24 protein-coding genes and 1 pseudogene are annotated in these 26,114 nt (G+C 59.3%); 18 read left to right on the top strand and 7 right to left on the bottom strand.

Going from position 1 to position 26,114, the window contains the following annotated elements:
• Window positions 1-142: 142 nt before the first annotated feature.
• Window positions 143-487 (top strand): HesB/IscA family protein, encoded by a 345-nt coding sequence (locus CAURIM_RS08870; RefSeq protein ID WP_201827760.1) that lies wholly within the window; start codon window positions 143-145, stop codon window positions 485-487.
• Window positions 488-554: 67 nt separating this feature from the next.
• On the opposite strand, the gene asnB is transcribed toward CAURIM_RS08870, so the two are convergent.
• Window positions 555-2,477, bottom strand: coding sequence for an asparagine synthase (glutamine-hydrolyzing) (asnB, locus tag CAURIM_RS08865; RefSeq protein ID WP_201827766.1), 1,923 nt, complete (start codon window positions 2,475-2,477; stop codon window positions 555-557).
• Window positions 2,478-2,831: 354 nt separating this feature from the next.
• On the opposite strand from asnB, the gene ctaC reads away from it, so the two are divergent.
• From ctaC to CAURIM_RS12915, 12 genes and pseudogenes are all read left to right on the top strand, one after another.
• Window positions 2,832-3,911: an aa3-type cytochrome oxidase subunit II gene (gene ctaC, locus CAURIM_RS08860; protein WP_070445204.1), complete on the top strand. Its 1,080-nt coding sequence runs from the start codon at window positions 2,832-2,834 to the stop codon at window positions 3,909-3,911.
• A 19-nt stretch (window positions 3,912-3,930) separates the two neighbouring features.
• Window positions 3,931-4,362, top strand: coding sequence for an aa3-type cytochrome oxidase subunit IV (ctaF, locus tag CAURIM_RS08855; protein ID WP_201827770.1), 432 nt, complete (start codon window positions 3,931-3,933; stop codon window positions 4,360-4,362).
• 558 nt (window positions 4,363-4,920) lie between these two features.
• Complete coding sequence (gene ctaE / locus CAURIM_RS08850; RefSeq protein WP_232745219.1) at window positions 4,921-5,532, top strand: aa3-type cytochrome oxidase subunit III; 612 nt, start codon at window positions 4,921-4,923, stop codon at window positions 5,530-5,532.
• A 67-nt stretch (window positions 5,533-5,599) separates the two neighbouring features.
• Complete coding sequence (gene qcrC, locus CAURIM_RS08845) at window positions 5,600-6,487, top strand: cytochrome bc1 complex diheme cytochrome c subunit (RefSeq protein ID WP_029159009.1); 888 nt, start codon at window positions 5,600-5,602, stop codon at window positions 6,485-6,487.
• Window positions 6,484-7,704, top strand: coding sequence for a cytochrome bc1 complex Rieske iron-sulfur subunit (qcrA, locus tag CAURIM_RS08840; RefSeq protein WP_201827774.1), 1,221 nt, complete (start codon window positions 6,484-6,486; stop codon window positions 7,702-7,704). The genes qcrC and qcrA overlap by 4 nt, the downstream gene beginning before the upstream one ends.
• On the top strand, window positions 7,704-9,326 hold the full coding sequence (gene qcrB / locus CAURIM_RS08835; RefSeq protein WP_070445213.1) for a cytochrome bc1 complex cytochrome b subunit: 1,623 nt from the start codon (window positions 7,704-7,706) through the stop codon (window positions 9,324-9,326). The genes qcrA and qcrB overlap by 1 nt, the downstream gene beginning before the upstream one ends.
• Before the next feature lie 1,280 nt (window positions 9,327-10,606).
• Entirely contained in the window at window positions 10,607-11,242 is a 636-nt protein-coding gene (locus CAURIM_RS08830; RefSeq protein WP_070445698.1) for a C40 family peptidase, read from the top strand.
• 158 nt (window positions 11,243-11,400) lie between these two features.
• Window positions 11,401-12,474, top strand: a complete 1,074-nt coding sequence (locus CAURIM_RS08825; RefSeq protein ID WP_201827777.1) for a C40 family peptidase — start codon at window positions 11,401-11,403, stop codon at window positions 12,472-12,474.
• 3 nt (window positions 12,475-12,477) lie between these two features.
• On the top strand, window positions 12,478-13,641 hold the full coding sequence (locus CAURIM_RS08820) for a glycosyltransferase family 4 protein (protein ID WP_070729771.1): 1,164 nt from the start codon (window positions 12,478-12,480) through the stop codon (window positions 13,639-13,641).
• Window positions 13,634-14,590: an ROK family protein gene (locus CAURIM_RS08815; RefSeq protein ID WP_070643669.1), complete on the top strand. Its 957-nt coding sequence runs from the start codon at window positions 13,634-13,636 to the stop codon at window positions 14,588-14,590. The genes CAURIM_RS08820 and CAURIM_RS08815 overlap by 8 nt, the downstream gene beginning before the upstream one ends.
• Window positions 14,591-14,656: 66 nt before the next feature.
• Window positions 14,657-15,403 (top strand): lysophospholipid acyltransferase family protein, encoded by a 747-nt coding sequence (locus CAURIM_RS08810; protein WP_070711469.1) that lies wholly within the window; start codon window positions 14,657-14,659, stop codon window positions 15,401-15,403.
• Between the two features lie 54 nt (window positions 15,404-15,457).
• Window positions 15,458-15,646, top strand: a pseudogene (locus tag CAURIM_RS12915) (hypothetical protein); the annotation flags it as partial.
• A gap of 256 nt (window positions 15,647-15,902) precedes the next feature.
• Here CAURIM_RS12915 and CAURIM_RS08805 read toward each other — a convergent pair.
• On the bottom strand, window positions 15,903-17,165 hold the full coding sequence (locus tag CAURIM_RS08805) for a glycosyltransferase 87 family protein (RefSeq protein WP_236659249.1): 1,263 nt from the start codon (window positions 17,163-17,165) through the stop codon (window positions 15,903-15,905).
• Window positions 17,166-17,225: 60 nt separating this feature from the next.
• Here CAURIM_RS08805 and CAURIM_RS08800 point away from each other — a divergent pair, with 60 nt between their 5' ends.
• On the top strand, window positions 17,226-17,732 hold the full coding sequence (locus CAURIM_RS08800) for a polyadenylate-specific 3'-exoribonuclease AS (protein ID WP_070445233.1): 507 nt from the start codon (window positions 17,226-17,228) through the stop codon (window positions 17,730-17,732).
• A gap of 73 nt (window positions 17,733-17,805) precedes the next feature.
• Window positions 17,806-19,194, top strand: a complete 1,389-nt coding sequence (locus tag CAURIM_RS08795; protein WP_070445234.1) for a class II 3-deoxy-7-phosphoheptulonate synthase — start codon at window positions 17,806-17,808, stop codon at window positions 19,192-19,194.
• 12 nt (window positions 19,195-19,206) lie between these two features.
• On the opposite strand, the gene CAURIM_RS08790 is transcribed toward CAURIM_RS08795, so the two are convergent.
• Window positions 19,207-20,457, bottom strand: a complete 1,251-nt coding sequence (locus CAURIM_RS08790; RefSeq protein ID WP_070445237.1) for a protein kinase domain-containing protein — start codon at window positions 20,455-20,457, stop codon at window positions 19,207-19,209.
• A 50-nt stretch (window positions 20,458-20,507) separates the two neighbouring features.
• On the opposite strand from CAURIM_RS08790, the gene CAURIM_RS08785 reads away from it, so the two are divergent.
• Window positions 20,508-20,906, top strand: coding sequence for an Rv2175c family DNA-binding protein (locus tag CAURIM_RS08785; protein ID WP_070445241.1), 399 nt, complete (start codon window positions 20,508-20,510; stop codon window positions 20,904-20,906).
• Here the strand turns inward: CAURIM_RS08785 and CAURIM_RS08780 are convergent.
• Genes CAURIM_RS08780 through CAURIM_RS08770 form a run of 3 tightly spaced genes read right to left on the bottom strand, consistent with a single transcriptional unit; the run spans window position 20,875 to window position 24,122 of the window.
• Window positions 20,875-22,413 carry an alpha-(1->6)-mannopyranosyltransferase A gene (locus CAURIM_RS08780; RefSeq protein ID WP_201827780.1) on the bottom strand — a complete coding sequence of 513 codons (1,539 nt, stop codon included), beginning with the start codon at window positions 22,411-22,413 and terminating at the stop codon, window positions 20,875-20,877. The two genes, CAURIM_RS08785 and CAURIM_RS08780, sit on opposite strands and share 32 nt — an antisense overlap.
• Window position 22,414: 1 nt before the next feature.
• The gene (locus CAURIM_RS08775) at window positions 22,415-23,506 is read right to left on the bottom strand and encodes a polyprenyl synthetase family protein (RefSeq protein ID WP_070445246.1); all 1,092 of its coding nucleotides are present in this window, start codon (window positions 23,504-23,506) and stop codon (window positions 22,415-22,417) included.
• Window positions 23,507-23,549: 43 nt separating this feature from the next.
• Complete coding sequence (locus CAURIM_RS08770; RefSeq protein WP_070643680.1) at window positions 23,550-24,122, bottom strand: GNAT family N-acetyltransferase; 573 nt, start codon at window positions 24,120-24,122, stop codon at window positions 23,550-23,552.
• A 263-nt stretch (window positions 24,123-24,385) separates the two neighbouring features.
• Here CAURIM_RS08770 and CAURIM_RS08765 point away from each other — a divergent pair, with 263 nt between their 5' ends.
• Both CAURIM_RS08765 and CAURIM_RS08760 read left to right on the top strand, forming a co-directional pair.
• Window positions 24,386-24,829, top strand: a complete 444-nt coding sequence (locus CAURIM_RS08765; protein WP_070729774.1) for an SAV_6107 family HEPN domain-containing protein — start codon at window positions 24,386-24,388, stop codon at window positions 24,827-24,829.
• 153 nt (window positions 24,830-24,982) lie between these two features.
• Window positions 24,983-25,390: a DUF3040 domain-containing protein gene (locus CAURIM_RS08760; protein WP_070445255.1), complete on the top strand. Its 408-nt coding sequence runs from the start codon at window positions 24,983-24,985 to the stop codon at window positions 25,388-25,390.
• 111 nt (window positions 25,391-25,501) lie between these two features.
• On the opposite strand, the gene CAURIM_RS08755 is transcribed toward CAURIM_RS08760, so the two are convergent.
• Window positions 25,502-26,104: a TetR/AcrR family transcriptional regulator gene (locus CAURIM_RS08755; protein ID WP_070445258.1), complete on the bottom strand. Its 603-nt coding sequence runs from the start codon at window positions 26,102-26,104 to the stop codon at window positions 25,502-25,504.
• Between the last annotated feature and the right edge of the window lie 10 nt (window positions 26,105-26,114).

The raw sequence follows: 26,114 nt of genomic DNA, 5'->3' as shown, positions 1-26,114 counted from the left end.
TAGGCCCGCGGGAGATAGCGTTGTGGTCAGGGAACAGGGCACCAGTGAACCACTAGTGAACTGTGAGGCATCCTTTCTTCCTCTTGTATGAGGGGGTAGGGTGGGCTCCAGAAAAAATTCCGTAAACATAAGAGGAGAAATCATGACCGCTCCCGCGTCTGCAACCGGAGTTATCCTGACCGAGGCCGCTGCGGCCAAGGCAAAGTCCCTGCTTGATCAGGAAGGCCGCGATGATCTGTCACTGCGCATTGCTGTCCAGCCGGGCGGCTGCGCGGGCTTGCGCTACCAGCTCTACTTCGATGACCGCACCCTGGATGGTGACAAGGTGGACTCCATTGGCGGTGTCAACCTCGTCGTAGACAAGATGTCCATCCCGTACCTCACTGGCGCCAAGATCGACTTCTCCGACACCATTGAGGTCCAAGGCTTTACCATCGATAATCCCAACGCTGGCGGTTCCTGCGCTTGCGGTGACTCCTTCAATTAAAGTCACATAGACGATATGCCGAAGCCCTCGCCATATGGCGAGGGCTTCATTTTTATTCTCTATTTTATTAGAGCTTCACGGGGTAATCGCGCTGCTCAATCTTCGGGTCGATGCGCTCTTCCACGAAGATGCCATGCCAAATCATGAAGGACAGCACCGTCCACAGGCGGCGGGAATGATCGGTGATTCCGTCACGGTGCTCCTTGAGCATCTCCAGAACTTCCTTCTTGTTGAAGATGTCCTCGGTCTGGGACTCCGTGATCTGATCCTGGGCCCATCCATAAAGCTCATCGCCGGCCAACCAGTGGCGCATAGGAACCGGGAAGCCCAGCTTCTTGCGGTGCAGTACGTGCGGTGGGACAATCTGCTCCATGGCTTTGCGCAGCGCGTACTTGGTGGTGCCGTGCGAAATCTTGAGATCGTAGGGGATAGTTTCCGCGACCTTGAATACTTCCTTGTCCAGGAAAGGAACGCGCAGCTCCAGGGAGTTGGCCATGTTCATCTTGTCGGCCTTGACCAAAATATCGCCCCGCATCCACGTAAACAGGTCGAGGTGCTGCATGCGGGCTACCGGGTCAAAGTCCTGGGACTGCGCATAAATCGGAGCGGTAACCTCGCGGTGGTCCCACTCCGGCTCGGCCCACGGGAGCACCCGCTGGAGCTGCTCGAAGTTGAAGGAACGGGCGTTGCCGTAGTAGCGCTCCTCCATGGTCATGGAACCGCGGTTGAGCAGGGACTTGCCCTTCATTCCCTCGGGGAGGACCTGTGAGAGCTTGCCTAAGCCGCGGCGCAACGGGGAGGGGATCTTCTCGAACGGAGCTAGCGAGAGCGGCTCCTTATAGATGGTGTAGCCACCAAAAAGCTCGTCGGCACCTTCACCAGACAGCACTACCTTGACGTGCTTACGGGCCTCCTGGGCCACGAAGTACAAGGGGACAAGAGAGGGATCTGCCACGGGGTTGTCCAGGTACCACATGATCTTCGGAACAGCCTCGGCGTATTCCTCGGGGGAGACAATCTTAACGATGTGCTCTACACCAATGGCGGCGGCAGACTCGGCCGCGACGTCGACCTCGGAGTAGCCTTCGCGCTCGAATCCGGTGGTGAAGGTGAGGAGGTCCGGGTTGTGGCGCTTGGCCAAGGCTGCGATGGCGGTGGAGTCAATGCCGCCGGAGAGGAAGGAACCGACGGTCACATCGGCACGCATGTGCTTCTCGACGCTATCCTCCAATGCCCGCGCAATCCTATCGAAGAGCTTCTGCTCCTCGCCCTGCTTCACAGGTTGAATGGGGAAGCGGGGCTTGAAGTAGCGATCCGATACAACTTTTTCGCCAGGGCGAAGCGTTACGGTGCAGCCAGACTCGACGCGGCGAATAGTGGCGTGGAGGGACTCCGGCTCAGGCAAGTATTGCAAGTCCACATAGTGCTCGATGGCGCGCTTATCAAGGCTGAGGTCTAGACCCAGCGAATCGGCCATCGACAGGATGCACTTCATTTCAGAGGCGAAAACGGTGCCGGCGTCGGTGGTGGCGTAGTAGAGGGGCTTGATGCCAAACTGGTCGCGCGCGGCGAACATGGTCCGAGTTTCGGTATCCCAGATGACGAAACCGAACATGCCGCGCAGGTGCTCGACAACGTCCTTGCCCCAATGGTGGTAGCCGACGACGATGGGTTCGCCATCGCCTTCAGTATTGAAGGTATAGCCGGCGGCACTAAGCTCTTCGCGCAGCTCCACGTAGTTATAAATCTCGCCATTGAAGGTGAGGGCATAGCGCTCGGGGTTGTCTTCAGGGCCCCAGCGAAGCGGCTGGTTTGAGTGTTCTAGATCGATAATGGATAGACGGTTAAAGCCGAAGGCTGCATCCTCGTCATGCCAGGTGCCAGCAGCGTCGGGGCCGCGGTGGCGCATGCACTGGAGGGATTGCTCGAGGGCCTCCAGGTGCTGGGCGGCATTGCGATCGGCGCTCAGTAGCGCGCAGAGTCCGCACATATACTTGCTTCTCCTTATATATCAAGCTTCATCTTTGACACACTTTACGGCCGGATCTGGAGGATCTGCGAACCCCGCGCCGCGCTCCCCGTTAGGGTGCGAACTTTCGGATGATGTACAGCTATGTGCTCTGTGAATTGGGTCATAGCGGGTAGGGGGAGGGTGGGGTAGTCGGTGTGACCTTGTGCAGGTGGGCCGGTAACATCCCGTACGTTCACTATTTATAGAGCGGAGCCAGCGTCTAATCAGTCCAGTGAAAAGGTCTGAAATTCAGGCAGGATCCTCTATCCTGATTGGGTAGGAATGCTCTGTGAGTATTCGAGAAGTTTGTGTGCACAGAAAGGCAGAACACACGTGGGACAGCGTAAGCAACGCAACCTCGGCCGTAAGGCGGGCCTAGCGGGCGTCATCGCTCTGGGCGGTCTAGCTCTGGCAGGTTGTGACGTCGCAGCACCGACGGCCGTTGAGAACCTCCTTGGTATGGGTTGGCCGAAGGGCGTGACCCCTGAGGCGACCTCGATGTACAACTTCTGGATCTGGGTCTGGGTTGCTGCATGGATCATCGGTTTCATTATGTGGGGTCTGTTCCTCACCGCTATCTTCCGCTGGAATGCGAAGAAGGCTGAGAAGGCTGGTAAGGGCGAGTTCCCCAAGCAGCTGCAGTACAACGTGCCGCTGGAGATGGCTCTGACCATCATTCCGATTCTCATCATTATGGGCCTGTTCTTCTTCACGGTTCAGGCACAGCAGAAGGTGACGGCATTGGATAAGAACCCTGAGGTTACCGTCGATGTCACGGCTTTCCAGTGGAACTGGAAGTTCGGTTACGCCGAGAACAAGGTTGATGGCGAGAACTACGATGGTGCCGATGCTGAGCGCCAGAAGCTCGCTGAGGAATCTTCCATGGATCCGGAGGGTACTGAGAACCCGAACCCGATCCACGGTAAGTCCATGGGCGATATCTCTTACCTCAACTTCAACAAGATTGAGACCGTTGGTACCACCGAAGAGGTTCCGGTGCTGGTTCTGCCGGTAGACACCCCGATTGAGTTCCGCCTCGCCTCCGGCGATGTTTCCCACTCCTTCTGGGTTCCGGAGTTCCTGTTTAAGCGCGATGCTTACGCACACCCGGAGAACAACTCTCAGGAGCGTCGCTTCCAGGTAGAGAAGATTGAGGAAAAGGGCGCCTTCGTTGGTCGCTGTGCTGAGATGTGCGGTACCTACCACGCCATGATGAACTTTGAGATTCGCGTCGTTGACCGCGCAGACTTCAACGAGTACCTCAAGTTCCGTGAGGAGAACCCGCAGGCAACCAACGCCGAGGCTCTCGAGCACATCGGTGAAGAGCCCTACGCAGTTACCACCGCTCCGTTCAACTCTCTGCGCGACACCCGCGATGCCGACAACTTTGTCGACACCGCTGAGGCGGCATAAGAAAAGGAACTGATAGAAAATGCGTGCAACATCTAAGGTCTTTTATTCCATCGCGACTTACCTCTTCGTGTCGCTCATCGTCTACATCATTGGCGTTAACTACGTCAAGGATGATGGCTACATGTACGGCACCGAGTGGGTCGGCATCGTGGGCATGGTCCTCGCTATGCTGCTCTGCCTCATGCTGGGTGGCTACCTGCACTTCACCGATAACCGTTCCGACATCGCGCCGGAAGATTGGGAAGAAGCGGAGACTGAAGACGCAGCTGGTATTCTCGGCTTCTTCTCTCCCAGCTCCATCTGGCCGCTGTGCATGACCGGTTCAATCGCAGTTCTTGGTCTAGGCGTTATCTTCCTCTACTTCTGGATGATCATTTTGGGCGCAGTCCTGCTGGTCACCTCCGTGACCGGCCTGTCTCTGCAGTATGGCCTTCCGAAGGAAAAGCACTAAGGCTTAACCTTTTCTGCCGCGCTTTCTAGCGTCACGACTTCTCAAGCCTCCGCCACAACTCGTGGCGGAGGTTTTGTCGTTGATAAGACTGCGTCGTACTGCGTTGCGGAAAGTTCCCAACAAGTCGAAAAAATATCGCTATGGGTGGGGCGCTGGGGGAAGCAGGCGGCCGCCGAAAGCGTGTACCTGGAGGTCTGGGCTTAGAATTCCAGCACGTTAACGGCCATTTTTACGGGGGTCAACCGAAAGTTGCAGTCCTGCACTTTCGCCTATGGGGGTGGGTGTGATTTATCTCATTAGGGAAGGTCCGCCCCGTGCCGGATTGCGGGCGAACCGTACCTCTTCTTGTCCTGTTGCTGGCTTCACAACATGCGTTGCCAAGTCTCACTACCTGCAGGGATGGGGCGTCGTAAAGCGCGCTAAAAAGTTCCCGACTACTTCCTGGAAGATTTATAGTTCCTGTCCGGGGTGAAAACTGTGAAGGTCTAGGTCGTGGCCTCAAAAAAATCGGGGGGAAATGAGATGACTTATGCGGTCAGACCAGCCATACTGTTAGGCGTGACGAGCGTAGTTTCTAACCAAGGTATGGCAGCACCACGTGTTGCCGCGCTGAACCGACCCAACATGGTCAGCGTCGGCACCATCGTGTTCCTGTCTCAGGAATTGATGTTCTTTGCTGGACTGTTCGCGATGTGGTTCACCTCGCGTGCGAACGGCCAGGAGGGTGACTGGGCAGAGCACACGGCGCACATCAACGTGCCCATGGGCTTCCTCATTACGAGTGTCCTGGTTCTTTCCTCCGTGACCTCTCAGTTCGGCGTGTTTGCAGCAGAAAGGGGTGACGTTTACAAGCTCCGACTCTGGTACTCGGTAACCATCGCGTTGGGTGTTGTCTTCTTGGGCATCATGGCGTTCGAGTGGACAGAGTTGATCATGGCAGGTCTCACTGTTCAGTCCAGTGTCTTCGGATCGGTCTTCTACATCCTGACCGGTTTCCACGCGGCACACGTGACTGCGGGTCTGATCGCCTTCGGAATTATCTTGGCGCGCATTGCTCGCTCCAAGTTCACGCCTGCACAGGCCACCGCGGCAATGGCAGTGTCTTACTACTGGCACTTCGTTGACGTTGTGTGGATTGGCGTGTTCGTAGTCATCTACCTAGTTCAGTAGGCCGTAGTCGCCGGAGAATAGCCGGCCTACAGTCATTCATCTCCATGTACGAGTTATCTAAAGGAAAATGATGGATAACATCCAGCAGCCCGCCGCAGTGGAAGACACCACTGCCGCGGCTAAGAAGACCCGCCGTCGCCGCAAGGCGAAGCGCACGCTTGCTGGCGTCTTTGCATTGAGCATCGGGCTCACCGGCGCAGGTGTCTTGGCTTCCGCCCTGACCCCTGACGCACAGGTGGCCACCGCCGCAAAGGATGACCAGGCACTCGTTCAAGAGGGCAAGGACATCTACGAAGTCGCTTGTATCACCTGCCACGGTGCGAACCTGCAGGGTATCCAGGACCGTGGTCCTTCCCTCGTTGGTATTGGCGCCGGCTCCGTGTACTTCCAGGTTCACTCCGGCCGTATGCCGATGATGTCCAACGACGCTCAGGCCGAGCGCAAGACTCCGCGCTACACCGAGCAGCAGACCCTGGCGCTTGCCGCCTACGTCGCTGCCAACGGTGGCGGTGCCGACATCGTCTACGACGAGGATGGCTCCGTTGCGCAGGAGTCCCTGCGTGGCGCTAACTACAACGGCCAGATCCAGGCCGAGGACGTAGCAAAGGGCTCCGAGCTCTTCCGTATGAACTGCGCGTCCTGCCACAACTTCACCGGTAGGGGAGGCGCTCTTTCCTCCGGTAAGTTCGCGCCGCCGCTCGACCCGGCCAACGAGCAGGAGATCTACCAGGCAATGCTGACCGGTCCGCAGAACATGCCTAAGTTCTCTGACCGTCAGCTGACCGCAGATGAGAAGAAGGACATCATCGCCTACCTCAAGTCTGCGAAGGAAACCCCGTCTCCGGCTGGTTGGTCGCTCGGCGGCCTCGGTCCGGTGGCTGAGGGCCTGGCAATGTGGATCATCGGCATCAGCCTTCTGTGCGTTGCCGCTATGTGGATTGGATCTCGCTCATGAGCAACGTAAAGAAGAATTACTCTCGTAAAGAGCTCGATGCTATGAGCAATGACGAGCTCGCAGCGCTCGGTACCGAGCTGGATGATGTCACCGTCGCATTCCGCAAGGAGCGCTTCCCAGTCGAGGGCGATCCCGCTGAGAAGCGCGCTGCTGGCAATGTCACCTTCTGGCTGATCATCTCCGTCCTGATGGGTATCGCTTTCCTCGGCGTGTACCTCTTCTGGCCGTGGGAGTACAAGATGTTGGGTGAGGATGGCCTGTGGTGGCACACCCTGTACACCCCGCTGCTTGGCCTGACCTCTGGTCTGTGCATCCTGGGCCTGGGCTTTGCCATTGTTCAGTACGTCAAGAAGATTCTCCCCGAGGAGATTTCCGTTCAGCGTCGTCACGATGGCCCCTCTGATGAGGTTGACCGTCGCACGCTGACCGCGCTGCTGAATGATTCCTGGACCACCTCGACTCTGGGTCGTCGTAAGACCATCAAGGGTCTGCTCGGTGGTGCCGGCGTTCTCTTCGGCCTGACCGTTATCGCTCCGCTCGCCGGCGCTATCAACAACCCGTGGAAGAAGCGCCACGACTTGGACTACACCGGTGATGGCACCCTGTGGACCTCCGGCTGGACCATGCACGAGAAGGGCGTCAAGCTCTATCTCGCTCGCGACACCGGTACCATCGCAGAGATGCACGAGGGTGAGTCCGGCTCTCACTACACCACGCGCGGCGTCACCCGCCTGGTGCGTGTTCGCCCGGAGGATCTCGCTGCCGGTGGTATGGAGACTGTCTTCCCGCTGGCTGCTGAGGATGTCAATGATGGTGCGGAGTACTCCGAGGACAAGGACGTCTACACCAACCACATGCACTCCATCCATGGCAACCGTAACGCCGTGATGCTCATCCGCCTGCGCAACGATGACGCCAAGAAGGCCATCGAGCGCAAGGGACAGGAAGACTTCCACTACGGCGATTACTACGCCTACTCCAAGATTTGTACCCACATTGGTTGCCCGACCTCGTTGTACGAGGCTCAGACCAACCGCATTCTTTGCCCGTGCCACCAGTCGCAGTTCGATGCTCTGCACTACGGCAAGCCGGTCTTCGGCCCGGCCGCCCGTGCGCTGCCGCAGCTGCCGATTGACGTGGACGAAGAGGGCTACCTCATTGCTAAGGGCAACTTCATCGAGCCCGTCGGACCTGCATTCTGGGAGCGTAAGTCATAATGAGTAACAAACTTGCACAGATGGGTAACAACATGGACGAGCGGTACTCCGCCGCCGGCGTCCTGCGTACCCAGCTCAACAAAGTCTTTCCCACTCACTGGTCCTTCATGCTCGGTGAGATGGCACTGTACAGCTTCATCATCTTGGTGCTGACCGGCATCTACTTGGCGCTGTTCTTCGATCCTTCCATCACGAAGGTCATCTACGACGGCGGCTACACTCCGCTGAACGGCGTCGAGATGTCCCGTGCTTATGCAACGGCTCTGGATATTTCCTTTGAGGTGCGCGGCGGCCTGTTCGTTCGCCAGATGCACCACTGGGCAGCACTCATGTTCATGATGTCCATGATTGCCCACATGCTGCGTATTTTCTTCACCGGTGCGTTCCGCCGCCCGCGTGAGGCCAACTGGATTATCGGTTGCGCTCTGATCCTGCTGGGCATGGTCGAGGGCTTCCTCGGTTACTCCCTCCCGGATGACCTGCTCTCCGGTGTTGGTCTGCGAATCATGTCCGCCATCATCCTGGGTCTGCCGATCATCGGTACCTGGCTGCACTGGGCCATCTTCGGTGGCGACTTCCCGTCCGACCTGATGCTGGACCGCTTCTACATCCTGCACGTGCTGGTTATCCCGGGCATCATCCTGGGTCTCATCGCAGCGCACCTCATCATGGTCTGGTTCCAGAAGCACACCCAGTTCCCTGGACCGGGTCGCGCTGAGAACAACGTTGTCGGTGTCCGCATTATGCCGGTCTTCGCCACGAAGGCCATCGGCATGGGCATGATGGTTGCCGGCGTGCTGGCTCTTATCTCCGGTCTGATGACGATTAACGCCATCTGGAACCTTGGCCCGTACAACCCGTCCCAGGTCTCCGCTGGTTCCCAGCCGGATATCTACATGCTGTGGACTGACGGTGTTGCTCGTGTCATGCCGGCATGGGAGCTCTACATCGGCAACTACACCATTCCGTCTGCATTCTGGGTCGCACTGCTCTGTGGCCTGATGGTTGTCCTGCTCTTCGCCTACCCCTTCATTGAGAAGAAGCTGACGGGCGACGACGCTCACCACAACCTTCTGCAGCGCCCGCGTGACGTTCCGGTTCGCTCCGCTATCGGTGCGGCTGCCATCGTCTTCTTCCTGCTGGTAACGCTGTCTGGTGGTAACGACCACGTGGCACACTTCTTCCAGATCTCGCTGAATGCGATGACCTGGGTTGGCCGTATCGGTCTGATTGTCCTGCCGCCGATTGCATACTTCATGACCTACCGCATCTGCGTTGGTCTGCAGCGCTCCGACCGCGAGGTGCTGGAGCACGGTATTGAGACCGGCGTTATTAAGCAGCTGCCGAACGGTGCCTTCATCGAGGTTCACCAGCCGCTCGGCCCGGTCGATGACCACGGCCACCCGATTCCGCTCGAGTACGCTGGCGCCCAGGTTCCGAAGCAGCTTAACCAGCTTGGTCTGGCTGACTCCGAAACGCAGGGTATCTTCTCCACCGATGACCCGGCTATCGTGTCCCGCGTCAACGAGATTCGCCACGAGAACCACGCTGAGGAGACGGAGATGTTCCGTCAGCTCAACGAGGCTAACCGTCGCGATGACGAGGAGAATGGCCGCATCTAGCGCCTTCACTCACTGAAACACGCTCACAGAGCCCGCACCGCCTTCCGAATAATAGGGAGAGGTGCGGGCTCTCAGCGTTTTATTGCAAGTTGAGTTAGGTGAAGTCCCGTGAGCCTTTGGCTGACCTTCCGCGACGGGCATTTGCGGTCTTCCGCTTGCCTGGCTTCCCTCACGCTGTGATCTCCACGAAGTAAGTGGGGTAGGGGGCCTTCTATCTGGGCGTGTGCAGCGCGGGTAGAGCGTGACCTATATAGAGCAGTAAGTCTCGTCCATGCGATGGACGGGACGCTTTCTCGTTCTTGCCGCTTATGCGGGCCGCTGGCGGGTGTTAGCAGGGCTAGAGGGCCGTTGAGCCCTTTTGCATTCCCTAATCTGTTCTTTCGGCGATACCGTCGCTCGAGATAGAGCGCTGGGCGTCGGCCGGAAGTACTTCAAGGGAAGAGGTAGGGGCAATTACTGAGTCAAGCGGCAAGTCCCAGCGTTCATGATTCTCTTCGGCTTCGCGCGTCCTTAGTAGTTGATTTCGAACGGTGCGCTAGGTCCCTTGATTGTCGTCGCTGCGTTGAGCGTCGTGCGTGACTGGACAGTGCGCTTCCCGTGCTTCTCTTTATATATATGGCTGCTGTTGCATCAGCGTTGTTCGCTAGTGATGGGAGGCGGAATGCGTGCGGGCCTGGGAGGGCGGATTTCCTTCTGCGATTAGTGTCGTTTGAAGCTCGGATGAGAGTTGGTGGTGGGTCAAATGGGGCTTTTGTTAAAGCGCATTACGGCGGTGTGACGAAGGTTACACAGCCAGTTTTGTGGAGCTTTTCTGTTGGCGTAGTGTGGCAATGGTCTAGGGGGCGGCGCGTGTTCCTGAGGCTCTGATATCGCTGCTCAGGGCAAGCTTCCGGCGATAGTTATTGTGCATTGGAGTGGAAGAATTGTGCACTATGTCGTTTAGGTTGCCATTTGATAACAGGACGGTAACGGAGTCGGTTTTGCGTTTCTGACTCGACATTGCTTGTGATGGTTTCGTAACCTATTCGAGACATTGAGTTACCGACACGGTGTACACATCACCGGTGCTCAATACGAACTGAAGATTTAAGCGCCGCGTCTCGCCCCTCCTAAAAATTCGGGGGCCGAGTGGAGATGGCTCTACAGGAATGGGTCATCGTCGAACACTAGGCCCGTCCCTTGGGCCAGAGCTTTCATCCGCGTTGCAGAGAAGATAGACACAAGATTTGTCCTCTTGGCGGAGAAAAGTAGGCGCGCAGGAAGATTTGGAGTTTAAATTCGTGGCTAAGCACCGTCGTCAGGGCAACCTGAACACCCGTCGCATTGCATCCACCGCTGCTATCGCAGCAACCGCAGCGGTTGTCACCCCGGCAGCCGCCAACGCCGCCGAGGTTGTCGTCCCGAACACCGACATCCGCTTCGACGTTGCCGGCCTGGAGAGCGTCCCGAACATTCAGCAGCTGCCGAACGTTGACCGCTACATCCCGGCTTTCAAGGCTAACCAGGGTGGCGGCTACGCCGCTGCTGTTGAGACCCCGGCCGCCGCAGCCCCGGCCCCGGCACCGTCCCAGTCTGTTGGTGAGAAGGTGCTCGCAGCCGCTCGTTCCGCAATCGGTTCCCCGTACGTCTACGGTGCTAATGGTCCGAGCGCCTTCGATTGCTCTGGTCTGACATCCTGGGCCTACCAGCAGGCTGGCGTGTCCATCCCGCGCACCTCCCAGGCGCAGGCTTCCGCCGGTACCCCGGTGTCCCTCGATGCGCTGCAGCCGGGCGACATCATCGTGTACTACTCCGGTGCATCCCACGTCGGCATCTACGCTGGCAATGGCACCATCATTGACGCTCTGAACTCCGGCACCCCGGTGGGCGAGCGCTCCCTGCACTACATGCCGATTCACTCCGCAGTTCGCTTCTAAGCGCGCTGGGTAGTCTTTTCAACCCCTTCCGCTGCTCTTGCCATGTTGATGGTGAGGGTAGGGAAGGGGCTCGGCTATTCTTGTAGCCGTTATGTTTTTGCTCGACTGAGGGTATGATCCAGTCAGCTATTAACCTTCTCTAAGTTTCGGGGGTACCCATGTCGCGTCGTGGCCTTGCGTGTGCGGTCGCTGCACTTGCCTTGAGCACCGTTCCAGTAGCCTTCCTTTCACCATCGGCTATGTCCCAGGAGGTTTCTCCGGAGCAGCAAGAAAGCACCCCGCAAGCGCAGGAGCCTGAAGATCTCCCTGGCCTCATTGAGCGTATGGCGGACGTCGCCCAGCGCGTGTCTGCCAAGGGTGAAGAGGTCAAGGGGCTTGAGGATGAGCTCGCCGAGTCGGAGAAGGCCATTGAAGAGTTGGACCGCAAGGCCGAGGAAGCGCACCGCAGTTCCGAGGACGCCTCCGCGGCGGTAGCTGCGCAACAGGAACGCATCGATGCGCTCGCGCAAAAGCGTTATCGCAGGAATGCTGCATCGACCTCAGTTTCGGCTGCTCTTAACGCCAATGACGTCGCCAGCGCGGTCGAGCGCATGGGCTACCTGGGCGCGTTGTCCAAGGCTGCGAAACGTGAAGAAGTTGCGATGGTAGCTGCCTCTGCCGCCGCAGATGATGCGCACCAGGAAGCTGTCGATGCTGCCGCGGAAGCCCGCCGCAAGCGTGATGAATTGCAGGAACAGCGGGATACTGTTCTCAAGGAAAAGGCCGAGCTGGAGGAACAACAGAAGGAACTAGAAGCCACCGTTGATGGCCTCAGCCCCGAAGCGCGGGAGGCGTGGATCCAGCACTTCGGCGGGTCTTCCGGTCTTGACTTAGCCGCGTTGGCTGATGGCTCTGGCTCCGCCGCCGTCGAGGCCGCTCTTACCCGCATCGGCGCTCCCTATGGGTGGGGTGCTACCGGTCCCGATGCCTTTGACTGTTCGGGTCTCATGGTGTGGAGCTACCAACAGATGGGCAAGAGCATTCCACGTACCTCCCAGGCGCAGCTTGCCGGTGGCACTCCAGTGCCGATGGATCAGCTGCAGCCAGGGGACATCGTGGGCTACTATCCCGGCGTGACCCACGTGGGAATGTATATCGGGGATGGCCAAGTGGTTCACGCCTCCACCTATGGTGTGCCCGTGGCCGTGGTGCCGCTTAATTCCATGCCCGTCCAAGGCGCCGTTCGTTACTAGGTTATGGCGCGCACCCTCCTCGTTACCAATGACTTCCCGCCTACTATTGGCGGGATTCAGTCCTATCTTCGAGATTTTCTAGCCAACCTCAACCCGCAGGATGTCGTGGTCTTCGCCTCGACTCAAGATAGTGACGCTGCCGCGGAGTATGACGCGACGCTGCCCTATACCGTGGTCCGCTGGCCACGCAGCATTATGTTGCCGACGCCCGCCACAGCTCGTCGTATGCAGCAGCTCATTCGTGAAAACAACATTGGGACAGTCTGGTTTGGTGCTGCAGCTCCGCTGGCGCTTATGGCGCCGTCCGCGCGTGCGGCTGGGGCAAGCCGCATTGTGGCAACGACGCACGGGCATGAGGTGGGGTGGTCCATGCTTCCCTTGGCGCGGCAAGCCTTGCGCAGAATCGGTCAGAATGCCGATGTCATCACGTATATCTCTGAGTACACGCGCAACAGGCTCGAGCCCGCGTTCGGCACGCGTGCCCAGTGGGTGCACCTGCCCTCGGCGGTCAACCTAGAGGATTTCACCCCGGCTACTACGGAAGAGAAACAAGCAGCACGGGAGCACTTCGGGCTAGGCCCAGGCCCGGTCATCGTCTGTATCTCCCGCCTGGTCCCGCGGAAAGGCCAAGACCAGCTGCTGCGCGCAATGCCGGAAGTGCGCGCGCGAATTCCAGATGCCCAGTTGCTCATCATCGGGCGCGGTCGTTATGAGTCGACTGTGCGTGAGCTTGCGCGCCTGTACTGCCCGGACGCCTTGGTGCAGGAAGCACGGGATACGGCGGAATTGAGGATGGCGCTACACGCCGCCGACGTGTTTGCCATGCCGGCGCGCACCCGGGGTGGCGGCCTCGACGTCGAAGGCCTGGGAATTGTCTACCTAGAGGCGCAGGCGGCGGGCCTACCAGTCGTTGCAGGGGATTCCGGCGGTGCGCCGGAGACAGTAACGCCGGAGACGGGCATAGTTGTGCGCGGTTCCTCCGTGCCGGAGCTTGAGCTAGCGTTGTGCACGCTGCTTGGCGACGTCCCCGGAGCCCACCGTATGGGGGAAGCTGGACGGCGCCACGTGGAAGAGCATTGGACGTGGGAGATTATGGGCGCACGATTGCGTGAGGTTCTTGAATGTGATCGTGGGCAGGACGCGGTATATCCTACTAGTCATGCTTGAACACTTTCCCTCCGCTGAAGGCGGCCACGCTGGCCTCACCATCGGGTTCGATATCGGTGGAACCAACCTGCGTGCTGCGGTGATTGATCCCTCCGGAGAGATTGTGGATTCGCTGAGTGTGCCCACCGCCACGGATGCGCAAACACTCGAAGATGACATCGTGCGCTGCGTAGACAATCTGGCCGCATCCCATGACATCGAGGCCGTGGGGCTTGCTCTCGCAGGCTTTTTGGATCCCGAGTGTGAAGTCGTTCGTTTCGCACCGCATTTGCCGTGGCGTGATGCCCCAGTACGCGAGATCCTCAGCAACCGTATGGACATCCCGGTTCGCCTAGAACACGATGCTAACTCGGCTGCTTGGGGGGAATGGCGCTTCGGTGCTGGACGGGGTGCGAAGGACTGGGTCTTTTTTGCCGTGGGAACCGGCATTGGTGCCACGCTTTTTACTAACGGCACAATCTACCGAGGAGCTTTCGGTACCGCACCAGAGTTTGGGCACCTTGTCGTGTCACCGGGTGGGCGCCTGTGCTCCTGCGGCAAGCGTGGTTGCCTCGAGCGTTACGCCTCCGGCACCGCATTGCCGGATACCTGCGAGGAATTGCGCGGCGACTATGATACCGCCCTTCCGCTAAACCCCTCCGGCGAGGAGATCACCGCTGCGGCTCGACAAGGTGATCCACTGGGATTGGCCGTCATGGAGAACTTCGGCCAGTGGCTCGGGCAGGGGTTGTCCATGGTGGCAGATGTGCTCGATCCAGAGCTGATTGTAATCGGCGGCGGGGTGTCCCAGGACGCGGATCTTTACCTAGATCAAGCGCGGGAGTCCATGGCTAGCCAGATTGTCGGGGCCGGTCACAGGCCCCTGGCCCGAGTCGCAACCGCGAAGTTGGGTTCGGCGGCAGGTATGATCGGAGTCGCTGATCTCGCCCGCCAGGAGCACCGAGGTTAACACCGCACATTTTTCTTTCACCGGGCAGCACTGCCTGTTCGGCACATACAGATAGGACTATAAGCGATGCGAAACAAGTGGTACTGGGCCTTCAAGCACATCTTTTTCGGCCCGGCCCTTCGAGTGTGGAACCGCCCATGGTCCGAAGGAATGGATCGCATCCCGGAGTCCGGACCGGCTATCTTGGCCTCCTCCCACCAAGCGGTGATGGATTCCTTCTACTTCCCGCTTCTGTGCCCGCGGCAGATTACCTTCTTGGCAAAGAGCGAGTATTTCACTACCCCCGGCTTCGTCGGCCGCATGCAAAAGTGGTTCTTTAGCTCGGTCGGGCAGGTGCCGATTGACCGCGTCAACAAGGACGCTAGTGACGCGATGCTGGCGAGCGCGGAACGCATTATTGGCCGCGGAGATCTTTTTGGCATCTACCCGGAGGGAACTCGCTCACCTGATGGGCGTATCTACAAGGGGCGCACCGGCATGGCGCGCATCGCGCTGACCACGGGTGAAAAGGTCATTCCGATCGCCATGATCAATACCCGGAAGGCCAACCCGATCGGTTCGTGGATTCCGCGCCCAGTTCGCGTCGGCATGCGCGTGGGAGAGCCCATCGACCCCCGAGCATGGGCCGCTGAGCGTAACCTCGACCCGCAAGATCACGCCACCGCTCGTGCCTTTACGGATTACGTGATGAAGCAACTCTCGGAATTGACGGGCGAACCTTATGTCGACGTGTACGCTTCCGATGTCAAGGCTTCCTTGCAAGCCGGACACGGCTACCCGGAAGGGGCCGAGCCCGGTTCGGAGGCGCGGTAATCAGTGACTTCCTCCCCCAAACAGCGATTAGCCTGACCCGATGTAGCAAAGGGGATCTCCATCTTGGGCGTCGTGCTGTTGCACATCACGCTCACGGTTCCAGAATCCAAGGACACGTGGCTGGCTGCCTTCAACGTGTGGCTGGACCCCTTGCGTTTGCCTTTGTTCTTTTTGGTGAGCGGCTTCTTCGCACAAAAGGTGTTTCGCTTCAGCTTCGCAGAGCTTTTCACGCTCCGCCTATTTCCGGGATGCCATTGCTGCATTCACCTCCGCCATCGAGGCACCGTTTAAGGGAACGTGGGATCATCGTAGCTTCTGGGCATATTCCGGGATGATCGTGGCCTATGCCATCGGATTTTTCACCCGCCGCGCGTGGGATAACTACTCAGCGCCTGACCGTTCTTTATGGCTACCCCATGGCGCTCCACCCGCGGGAGGTCACCCTGGCGGGTCAATGGCCACTGGAAAATACTTGGTTCTGGCTCAGCATGTGCGTGCTCTATTGCGCTGTTGCGTCCTTGGCCCTATGGGCCCTAGGCAAGGTACCCGTCTTGGGCTGGACGCTGACCCCACCGCCGATTGGAGCCAGTCGGCGGAAGAAGGAACCTTCCTCCGCAGGTGTGAGTTTGAGCCAGCAGCTCAACGCAACGAGGAATACGACAAGCAAGAAGTAGTCATTGCCCGGAATCTGCTGCCACCACGACCACGTCAGTTCGAGTTGCTCACCGTGGGGGACAAGCCAGTGACCGCGGGCTAGAAGAACTAGCCATGTGAGGCTGGCAATGAACCAGCGGCGGCGGGCAGTCAGATACACCGCCGCCAAGCACAGCCACGTGAAGTGGTGCGACCACGAGACAGGTGAACACAGCAGCGCTGCCGACGAGGCTAGCAGCAGAAGCTCAATCTGTGAGGATGTGCGCTCCATGACCCACCACAACGTCGCCACGATGATGAGGCACCCGACTACCCAGAGGGCTGTTGCCTGCTCAGGGATGACGCGGCTGAGCAGGCCCCGGAGGGATTGGTTGCTGGAGTAGGCCAGTGCGCCGATGCGGGAGGAATCCCGGATGGTATCGCTCCAATACACCGTGGAGCTTGCCGGTGAAGCGAAGTGGCCCACCACGCCGCAGACCGTAAAGGAACCTAGGGCCGTAGTGAAAGCACGCCACTCGCGGCGGATGACAAAGACCGCAAGGAAGACCGCCGGGGTCAGTTTGATAGCCATAGCCACGCCGCTAAGGGCCCCACGCCACGGGCTCCGCGAGTTCAGCAGCAGGCAATCGACAACGACCATCGCTGTCAACAGGAGATTGACTTGGCCGAAGCTGAGAGTATCGATAACGGGCTCGCACAGCAGACACACACAGAGCGCCCACGAAGACCACCAGCCGGGCCTGTGAGTGGTGCAACTCCGAGAAAGGACGGCGTAGAGGCAGCCCCAGAGCGCTGCCACCGATGCCGCAGTGAGGAGAAGTGAGAGTAGCCACAGCGGTATCCACGACACCGTGGCAAAGAGCACTGCGGCAAAAGGCGGGTACGTAAAGGGCAGTGAGACGCCGTTGTCGAGTACATAGCTTTGCGTGTAGAGATTCTCTCCGCGCAGCAGCGCGCGCCCTCCTTCACGATATACATCGAGGTCAACGTGGTAATAGGGAAGCACGGAGCCGTCGCTGAATAACGCTGCAGGCTGGATAATCCACGGTAGGGCTGCCAGCCCAGCGATGATCAGGGGGAGAAAGGGAGAGGAAAGGGCTTTCTTCACGCCGCTGAGTATAGGCCCCAGTGGCAAGGCAGCTCTAGGCGGCAGACTAGGATACGGGGCGTGCGCTACTTCTACGACACCGAATTCATTGAGGACGGATCGACCATCGAGCTGGTCTCCATCGGTATTGTCGGGGAAGACGGAAGCGAGTACTACGCGGTGTCCACAGATTTCGACCCCGCGAAGGCTAATGCGTGGGTGCGGGAGAACGTCTTGGATAAATTGCCAAGCCCCGCAGACCCAGTTTGGAAATCACGTGAGACCATCCGCGAAGAGCTCTTGAAATTCTTAGGCCGGCATTCCACGCCCATTGAGCTGTGGGCTTGGGTAGGAGCCTATGACCACGTGGTCCTCGCACAACTGTGGGGAGACATGGCTAGCCTGCCCAAGGGGATGCCGCGCTATACCCGCGAACTGAAGCAGTATTGGGAGTTTGCTGGCCGCCCTAAGCTGCCTCCAGTACCCAATGGCAACCACGATGCGTTGGTCGACGCCCGCCATAATCTGGCTAAGTTTCGAGTCTGCGAGCAGCAATTGCCGCTGACTAGGGGCAACCGCGTGCATTAATCGTGAATTAATACCGCGGCCGAAAAGTCCATTAACTAACGCGTGACAGGCCCAAGATGGTTAAATACTGGGTGTGAGTTGGACAGTAGATATTCCCAAAGAAGTGCTTCCTGATCTGCCGCCGCTGCCGGAGGGGATCAATGAGAAGTTCCAAGACGCCATTTCCCGCGAGGCAAAACAGCAGCCGAGCTGGGATCAGCTGCAGGCTGATAACGTGCGCAAGATTCTTGAATCCGTACCGCCTATCGTCGTGGCCCCGGAAGTTGAGGATCTCAAGCGCAAGCTTGCCGACGTCGCCTTGGGCAAAGCCTTCCTCCTCCAGGGTGGCGATTGCGCCGAGACCTTCGAATCCAACACTGAGCCGCACATCCGCGGCAACATCAAGACGCTGCTACAGATGGCCGTGGTGTTGACCTACGGCGCGTCCACTCCGGTAGTAAAGCTGGGACGTATCGCCGGCCAGTACGCGAAGCCGCGCTCCTCTGATCTGGACGCGAACGGCTTGTACAACTACCGCGGTGACATCGTTAACGGCGTGGAAGCTAACGAAGAGTCCCGCCGCCACGATCCTGCCCGCATGATTCGCGCCTACGCGAACTCCTCGGCGGCAATGAACCTGGTCCGGGCGCTGACCCACTCCGGAACCGCAGACCTGTACCGCCTCCACGAGTGGAACCGCGAATTCGTGGCTAACTCCCCGGCGGGTGCACGCTACCAGGCGCTGGCGGATGAGATTGAGAACGGCCTGGCCTTCATGAACGCCTGTGGGGTTTCGGACGAGACCCTGCGCTCGGCGGAGATTTACTGCTCCCACGAGGCGTTGTTGAAGGACTACGAGCGTTCCATGCTCCGACTGGGCACGGATCTCAACGGCGAAACCAAGCTTTATGACTTGTCTGCACACCAGCTGTGGATTGGTGAGCGTACCCGTGGTCTTGAGGACTTCCACGTGGCCTTTGCTTCTATCATCGGCAACCCCGTGGGCATCAAGCTTGGCCCTGGCGTGACGCCGGAGCAGGCAGTGGAATACGCGGAGAAGCTTGACCCGAACCGTGAGCCGGGCCGCCTCACCATGATTGCCCGTATGGGCCACGATAAGGTGCGCTCCGTGCTGCCCCCGATCATCAAGGCAGTGGAGGACTCCGGCCACAAGGTTGTGTGGCAGTCCGATCCTATGCACGGAAATACCTTCACGGCATCGAACGGTTACAAGACCCGCCACTTCGACAAGATCGTCGACGAGGTCCAAGGCTTCTTCGAGGTCCACCGTGAACTGGGCACCCACCCGGGCGGCGTGCACCTGGAGTTCACCGGTGAGGACGTCACCGAGTGCCTTGGCGGCGCTGAGGACATCACGGATGTGGATCTGCCGGGCCGCTACGAGTCCGCCGTGGACCCGCGCCTAAACACCCAGCAATCGCTGGAGCTGTCCTTCCTTATCGCTGAGATGCTGCGCAACTAGGAGCTGCGCAGGCTAATACGGCCTCCAGAGAATCGGCCACGTGCCGTATTCTCCGGAGCCGAACCACCAAGCCGCCACGGCGACGGCCAAGGTGGCGAGGCCGACGAGGACGAGGAAGCCAATGAGGGCTATCGCGCTGCGGTTGCTCAAGGGCCGTTCTTCCGGCTCTTCCTCGGCCCCGGCTGGAGGAACGGGGGCAGAAGGCTCCGGTACCGCAGGGGAGGGTGCCGGGGGCTCGACAGGCTCGGCTGGCGGGAAGAAGGCGTCGTTGCGCGGCTCTACCCGGGTTTCCCGCGTTGGGGGCTGGGGTGCAGGGATAGCTGAGGTCGCTTCAAAGACCCGGGTATTATCCGTGCCCGAAAAATCCGTTGGCACGGCAGCAGTACGTGCGGCAGCTGAGTTCCGCGGAATCGGCACAGTGAACTTCGGGAGCTGTAGCTCGCGGGAGACATCATCCAAAGCATCGAGGAATTCGCCGGCATCCGCAAACCTTTCGGCTGGCTGGCGTGCAGTGGCGGTGGCCACGAGGGCGTCGAAAAGCATGGGTACCCCCTCGATGCGGGAGGAGGGCGCCACCACATCCTCGTGCACGCGCGCGGTGGCGTGCGCCAGCGGGGTATCGCCGTGGAAGGGGACTGTGCCGGTCAAGAGTTCAAAGAGCACGATTCCCGCGGAGTACACGTCGGAGGCCGGCGTGATGTCCGCGCCAGTGACCTGCTCGGGGGAGAGGTAGCTGACGGTACCGACGATCTGGCCGGAGCTATCGTGCTCCGCCTTGGCGGAGCGAACCAGACCGAAATCACCGACCTTGACGCGGTGGCTATCCGTGATCAGAACATTGTCCGGCTTGATATCTCGGTGCACGAGGCCGGCATGGTGCACTTCGGTGAGCCCGGCCAGCACGGAGTGCATGACGCCGGCTGCGGCATGCGGCGGCATGGGTCCGCGTTCCGCAAGGAGCTCGCGCAAGGTACCTCCGGTGATGAGCTCCATGATGAGATAAATGGGTAATCCATCCGCGGAAAAGTCATGCACGGCGACGAGATTGGGGTGGCTCAGCTGCGCCATCGCGCGTGCTTCGCGTTCGAAGCGGGTGACGAAGACGGGGTCATCGTGATAGCGCTCATCCATCACCTTGGCCGCCACTGCGCGACCCAAACGCATGTCAACGCAGCGATACACGGTGGACATGCCGCCCCGAGCGATCGGCTGATCGATGCGGTAGCGTCCCTCAAGAATGTCGCCCACGTTCAGCCTTGTCATGGATTCCAGTATGGCTGATCGGCGCCCCAAAGTGTGATCCGGCTACAGTTGTGTCCGTGACTAAGTCTGAGAAAAACACCGAGAATCCGCACCCAGAACTGCCGCAGCTCCTCGCCGGGGAAAAGCTGCTGACGCTGAAGGAGGTCGCTGAAAGGCTCGATCTCCCGATCACGCGTGTCTTCGATCTTCTCAATGCGCGCAAGTTCATTGTGTGGCGCAATGCTGAGGGAGAGCGCCTCGTTCCGGAAGCATTCTTCAACGCCAAAGGCGTCATTTCCAAGCATGTGTCTGGAGTGATTACGGTCCTCTCCGACAACGGGTGGGGCGACAACGAGATTCTGGCGCACCTATTTACCGAAGATGATTCTTTGCCAGGCCGCCCCATTGACGCGCTGCACGGGCACCTGGCGCGCGAGGTTATTCGGCGCGCACAGGCTTCGGCTTTTTAGAACCCTCATCGGGCTTCGGGGCCGCGGTGGTGCGTGGAACACCATCGAAAATCCATTGCGTTGCTGACCAAGCTACGACCACCATGGCGATATCCCAGAACCAGTTATAAAGCTGGTGGTTCCCGTCACCGGCAAAGGCGACGCCGATGAAAATAGCCACGCCGGTGGTGAGCTTGATCAAGGGCAATGGCGGGCGGAACGTTCCCATGAGCGTGAGCACGGAGGCGTAGTACCAGGGCAGCGTCACAGAGTTGAAGACGAATGCCACCTGGTACGCCGCGGCCGTGGCGGCGATAGCCCGGCGCACGCCCGTGCAACCCCACCACCATACGAGGACGAGGCCGAGGATCATGAGGATCATCGCAGCCGAGCGCAGCGCGGTGAGCACACCGTTATAGGTGGTATCGGGGGAGAAGACCTGGATGAGCGGCACGAGGATGTCAGCCAGCAGGGTAGGGCCAGCTAGAGGGTTGATGACCTTGGAATTGCCGCTGATCTGTGACAGCCAGCCCCACGAGCTTCCCGACACCCACGTAATCGCCGCCACCGCCAGTGCGACCTCCACCACGGCAAGGAAGCCGGACAGGAGGAAGACTCCGAAGCGCTTGATGGGCTTCGTCCCCTTTGGGGCCCAGTGGTGCAGCATGAGCCACACGATAAAAGGTGCGGCGAAGACAGCGGTGGCCTTGAGGGAGACTGCCACACCGACGAGAAGGAGGCTGACATGGAACTTGTGGTGCACTGCAGCAAGCAAGCCCAGCGATACTAAGCCCACCATGACTGATTCGTTGTGCATTCCACCGATGAGGTGCAAGAGCATCACTGGATTCGCCACGCCCAACCAGAGCGCGAGGGCAGGATCGCCTCCGATGCTTCGGGCTAGCCGTGGAATTGACCAGGCGATAGCTGCAAAACCCAGGACCGAAATTGCCTTGTAAACGATGATGCCCGCGGCGACGTTTTCTCCTACCAGGTGGGTTACACCATTGCCCATCCACAGATGCAAGGGGCCATAAGGGGTGGTGGTGTTGCGCCAGTCGTGGGAGACCTCCAAGAGGAAGGGACCAGGGTTCACCGCCGCGCCTTCGACATAAGGGTCGAAGCCATCACGCACCATCGCACCTTGCATGAGATAGGAATACACATCGCGAGAAGCCAGCGGTGCCGCACACAACAAAGGGGCAACCCAGCACAGCAGCATCCGACGAATATCGGACAGCGCGCCGTCTGGTTGTGGGTTCTTCAACTGCGGGGCAATGAAGTAGCGGCCGGCTAAAACCCATGCGGCAACCAAACCGAAAAGGCCAACCCAATAGAGGACCATGCCGATGTTGCGGCCATGGCCATAAGCCAGAAAGCCGATATTGAGCGCCTCAAGGAATCCACCGCGATTGCGGGTAGCGCCACCGGAGAAAGAGGCAAGCGCCAGCACGACAGCGGCGATGATGCCCAAAGGCAGGGGATGGGGAATGCGCAGGGGCACGCGCGTGGTTGTGGGACGAGCCATGCTACATTCGGCGGGCCGTGGACTTGTGAGCCAGCTCTTCCAGAGTCTTCGTAACCTCGGGGGAAACCTGAGCATTGTGAAGGTGGTCAAGGCCCGAGCGCGTGAGATCGTTGATGCGCTGCTCGACGACATCCGGTGCACCCGAATCCGCAATGATCTGCGCCATGCGGGCAATCTCTGCGGGATCCTCTGTCTGACCGATGAGGCGACGCAATTCCGCAGCCGCGGCAGGATCGGAGGCATCCGCGCGCTGCAGTGCCAAGGACAAGAGGACTGTGCGCTTGCCCTCGCGCAAATCATCACCGGCCGGCTTGCCGGTCACGGCGGGGTCACCGAAGACCCCCAACAAATCATCGCGCAGCTGGAAGGCGACCCCGATGTCTTGGCCGTAGCCGCGGAAAGCAGCGACGAGCTTTTCGGGGGCGCCGGCTATGGCTGCGCCCAAGTGCAGGGGGCGCTCAATGGTGTAGGCGGCGGTCTTGAAACGGTTGACGGAATCAGCCAACGTGGCGTCCTCAGAACCTTCCGCTTCGAGGCAGATATCCAGCATCTGCCCGCCGATTACCTCGCGGCGCATAGCGCGCCAAGGGGCGCGGGCACGCGCGAGTGCCTCAGGGCTCAGGCCGGAGTCTTGGAGCATGTCTTCCGCCCAGACCAGAGCCATGTCACCCACGAGGATGGCAAGGGACTGGCCGAAGAAATCAGCATCGCCGTGGAAGCCGAGTTCGCGATGGCGGGCTGCTACGCCACGGTGAACGGTTGGGTTACCGCGCCGAGTATCGGAGGCATCCACGATGTCATCGTGGATCAGGGCGCAGGCTTGGATGAACTCCAAGGATGTGGCTGCGCGGAGCATGGCCTGCGGGGACTCCGACCCTTCCAGCCCGCGTGCGCCGATAAAACCTGCCCATGCGTAGAGGGGACGGATGCGCTTGCCGCCATCCAGCACGAAGGATTCCAAATAGGAAATCGCGTTGGTTACCGGAGCGCCGATGGATGCGATGGCATCACGCTGGCGGTCTAGAAAAAGCGCGAGCTCCTCGCGTACGGCTGCGGGAATTTCGTCCAAGGAAGGTATCTGCGGTGTAGTCACGCTTGCCACTTTACCTGGGCAGGTTCAGGGCTAAGGCGCCAGGTTAAGTGGTGTCGGTTGGCGCGAGCGGCACAGTAGATTGCAGGATTGCGAAGGGGCGGGAATCAGCGGGGTAATGGAGGTCGCGCAGGAAATCGCCAAAGCCCATCTTGCGGTAGAGCCCAAAGGCGGAGTTGGCTTCATGAGGAACTTCTGGTGTGGAGAGCAAAATATAGCGAGCGGGAAGATTCCAGGCTAAGGCTTCTAGTAGTGCGCGGCCCAGGCCGTGGCCTTGTTTCGCGGGGAGCACGTGGATTTCTGCCAGCTCGAAGTAATTGTGGAGAATCTCTTCTTGCTCTGGGGTAGGGCCGCCGCAGGCGGCGAGTGCACGGCGGAGCTGTTTATCCCACCAGGTATCGGGGGTGCCTAGGAAGCCGTAGGCAAAGCCGGCGATGCCATATTCATCGGTGGCCACAACGCAGGAAAACCCTGGGCGTATGAGATCTGCGCGCCATCGTGAGATGGACCCCTCGCGCACCGAGGGGTTGTAGTCCATCGCTGCAATGTAGATATCTACCAAGTGCGGGAGGGCAATGGCGAACTCTTGGGGGCTTAAGCGGCGCAGCGTGTAACTCACATGTCTAATAACAACAGATTCTCGCGGTATGTGAAAGCACTCGGGGAAACTTCCATCAAGCGTCGTGGTGTGCGTGTTCGAAAACATTCGAAATGATGCTTTAAAACCATTGTTTAATTCGAACACGTGATCTAAAATTGGAGGTGGATGTAGGAAGGTGGTTTTAAGGTGAATCGCAACAACGAACAACAGCAGACAATCAACAGCATCAACGGCACAGTCTTTATCGACAAACTGAGGAAGAAGCCCAAGGGGGAGAGGACATGGCACAGGTAATCTCAGCAACAGCGGCGGCCCGCAGCCGGAACCGTGAGGCTATGCAGCGGGTGCAGCGAGACCGTTTTGTGAACCAAGCACTAGACCTCTTAGCGGATGCGCGGAGAAGCGCAGCGGAGGGAAGCTTTGCGGATGCATTGGAAATGGCTTACCGCGCCTCGCTACGTGCAGCCGGGGCACGCGTGGCGGCGTCCACGGTGTCGCGCCGCCGGCGCTTGCCTACTTCCGCCTGGGAGCAGGTGGCTCTCATTGGCCTGGCTGATGCGCAGTGGGCAGAGGAGTTTAAGGAGTACTCCCGTGTGCGCTCACGTGTGGCCTCTGGGCTAGATCCGGTCCCTGAGCCGGATTCGGTTTATCAGTACTTAGCGCTTGCCGCACGTTATGTGGATGCGACTGAGTCCGAGCTGGGCTTCGGGGTAATGGCGGCCTAAGACTGGGGCCGGGGTCATAGGCCGTGAGGGGGTAGTGCGGCCAAATTATGGACTGTCTTTGTGGGAACTATCTCGCTATCCTTGACGTTATAGAGGTAGTAACCCACATTCCCAGTATTACTACCTAAACCCCAACCCATTACGGAGGACGCTGTGGCCCTTTCTGAGCACGAACAGCAAGCGCTGCGTGAAATTGAACAGTCGTTGCTGGCCAATGATCCTGATTTTGGCGCGTCTGTGTCCGGTGAAACATCTTTCGGCGGAAACTCGGGTGCCATCACCCTCCGCGGAGTGGCCTTGATTGTTGTTGGTCTCTGCATGATGGTGGGCGGTATCGCGTTGGCTCAGCAATCTCTGTGGTTTGTCAGCCTCTCCGTCCTTGGCTTCCTCGTTATGTTCGGCTCCGGTGTCTGGATGCTGCGCGGAAAGTCTGAAGATTCTCTGGTTGCAGTCGGCACGCATGCCCCTGCGCGCGGGCACAACAAGCAATCCAAGAAGGGCGGCAGCGGCGTTGGAAACCGCCTGGAAGACAATTTCCGCCGTCGCTTTGAAGAACGCTAGGCCCCAAATAAGGCGCTCATGGGCGTTGTATAGATAGCTGTACTCTCGCCCCGCAGCCCTCCGCGTTAATTCGCGGAGGGCTGCTTTGCTCTTAGCTGTTCTTAGTCGGTTTTATCTGTCCTGGTCTGCTCTCATCCGCGGAGGAGGGTGGGGCACAATGGCATCGGCCATTGCATAGAGAGTCTGTGTCGCGCTATCGAGCTGCTCCGGAGAGCGCTCCGCTAGCTCCGAAGCCCGAAGGATGGCTGCGTTGAGCAGCGAAATGTCTACCGCGGAAATACCGGGACAGAACGCATCAACGATGGAGGCGAAGCCGTCATGAGAGCGTTGCACTTCCTCGTCAGCAAAAGCTCGGGGGAAGTGTTGAGCGGCAGTCATCAAATGACCGTGGGCCCCATGAACAAAGAGCTCGAGTGTGGCGTCCACATAGGCGCGGAGGCGTTTCGTGGGTTCAGGGGGAGCCACCTTCATGGCGGCCTCGAGCTGTTCATTCCACAACTGTGTGGCCTGGATGAGAAGCTGCACCAGTAAATCGTGTTGAGAAGACACATATCGATAGACACTGGGGCGAGCAAGCCCAACCTCCGCAGCTACCTCGGCCAAGGTCGGTACCGCACCACGGTTGTTGATGATCAACCTTTCGGCAGCCTCCAGCACCGCGCGGTGCTGGACGGCGCGGTGCTCGGCTACTGTCGTTTCAGTGATCTTCGGCATGCGCGTAATT

The sequence above is a fragment of the Corynebacterium aurimucosum genome, assembly GCF_030408555.1.
In the GTDB taxonomy this organism is placed as follows: domain Bacteria; phylum Actinomycetota; class Actinomycetes; order Mycobacteriales; family Mycobacteriaceae; genus Corynebacterium; species Corynebacterium aurimucosum.
This window is presented reverse-complemented; position numbering and strand designations above follow the sequence as displayed.